Annotated in this window: 3 protein-coding genes; 2 read left to right on the top strand and 1 reads right to left on the bottom strand. The window is 56.2% G+C overall.

Annotated features, from left to right (window positions below; genetic code table 11):
- Both AUR66_RS16455 and AUR66_RS16450 read left to right on the top strand, forming a co-directional pair.
- Positions 1 to 191 (top strand): cysteine hydrolase family protein (locus AUR66_RS16455; protein ID WP_157533184.1); only part of this gene is annotated, 191 nt, incomplete at its 5' end.
- A gap of 65 nt (positions 192 to 256) precedes the next feature.
- The gene (locus AUR66_RS16450) at positions 257 to 967 is read left to right on the top strand and encodes a helix-turn-helix domain-containing protein (RefSeq protein WP_058573291.1); all 711 of its coding nucleotides are present in this window, start codon (positions 257 to 259) and stop codon (positions 965 to 967) included.
- Positions 968 to 1,023: 56 nt separating this feature from the next.
- Here the strand turns inward: AUR66_RS16450 and AUR66_RS16445 are convergent.
- Positions 1,024 to 1,593 (bottom strand): aldo/keto reductase (locus AUR66_RS16445; RefSeq protein ID WP_058573290.1); only part of this gene is annotated, 570 nt, incomplete at its 5' end.

The raw sequence follows: 1,593 nt of genomic DNA, 5'->3' as shown, positions 1-1,593 counted from the left end.
GTGTGTTCACAAACTTCTCTATCGAATCGACTGCTCGGTCGGGTGCGGACCTCGGTTACGACGTGACCGTCGTTGAGGACGCAACGGCGAGCTTCTCCGAAGAGTGGCAAAATGCTGCACTCAACTACACGCTCACCCAGATGACCGATATCGAGTCGACAGAAGACGTCCTCACCGCCCTCACAGAGTAGAGACGCGACAACGCGCTCGAAGAGGCACAGAAGCAATTATCCGCCTCTCGGTCCTCTCTTTACAGATGCGAGAGTACGTCTTCACGATACACTATAAAGAGGGTGCCGACGACCTCATGGATCTCTTCATCGAATGGCCGAGTCTCCACGCAATCGCCATCTCACACGCGTCCAACGAGACGATGTGGCGGTTAGACTACGTGACTGGGAAACCTGAAGCACTCGACGCCTTCGAGGCACTCATCGCCGACATAGCGCACTGTGATGCTGTTATCGGCGACCAGCTGGTCGTCGATCGGGAGTACGAGGTAATTCTCCGAGATCCTCAGGAGTGTGTCGTCTACACGCGCCGGCCAGAACGCGACGATGCTCGGTCAGTCACATCTATTATCAACGAGTACCTCGGCGACGGACATCTCTGTCAGACCGACCGCCGCGGCAACGAGTACGAATGGCGTATCCTTGTCGACGACGAGCGCGCGGTGAGCGACATTTACGACCGCCTCCACGCGGGGGTTCGAGACGGTGTCTCGGTCGAACTGACCAAGATAAGCGACCCGACGCACTGGACGAACAACATCATCCGAAGTGGTGGTCTCCCGCCCGAACAGCGTGAAGCCATCGAAGCCGCCGTCGAACTCGGCTATTACGAGAAACCGCGACAGATAAGTGCCGTCAATGTCGCCGATGAACTCGGAATCTCCCAGTCGACGTATCAGTACCGACTCAATGCAGCTGAGTCATGGCTGGCGAAGCAGTTCGTCGAACATCTCTGAAGTGGAGATGAAAAGACAGACAGAAATCTGTATTCTGACAGCGGGTGTCTACGTCTTTACCACGGGGCAAAGTCGGGGTCGACCTGCCGTTTGTTATAGCTGAGTGTGGAAATCTTCGAAAGGTCTTCATCGTCGAGCGTGAGATGTTGACTCTCCCAGTTCGCACGGATGTGTTCTTTGCTGGTGGCCTTGGGAATAGCAGCGATACCGTTTTGTCGAAGCCACGCTAGACTGACCTGAGCCTCGCTAGCCCCATGTTTCTCGGCGATTTCGCCTAGTTCTGGCACGTCGAATACCTTCCCACGAGCGATGGGGGCGTAGGCGACTACAGCGACGCCGTTTTTCTCACAGAACTCCCGTAGTTCGGGCTGCTGGAAGAGTGGGTGGAGTTCGGCTTGGTTAGCAACGATCGGTGCGTCAGAACGGTCCAGCGCAGTCTCTAACTGCTCGGGGAGGAAGTTACTGACTGCGATGCTATCGACAAGGCCCTCGTCGTACAGTTGATTGAATGCCGGAATAGTCTCGCTTGGCTCGTAGCCACCCGCCGGCCAGTGGACATAGAGTATCTCGATACGGTCAAGCCCGAGCCGGTCGAGGCTCTCTTTAGCGCTCTCGACGACATATTC

This window comes from Haloferax profundi, from assembly GCF_001469865.1.
Classification (GTDB): domain Archaea; phylum Halobacteriota; class Halobacteria; order Halobacteriales; family Haloferacaceae; genus Haloferax; species Haloferax profundi.
Note: the sequence above shows the minus strand (reverse complement) of the source record. Positions and strands in the feature narration are given on the sequence as shown.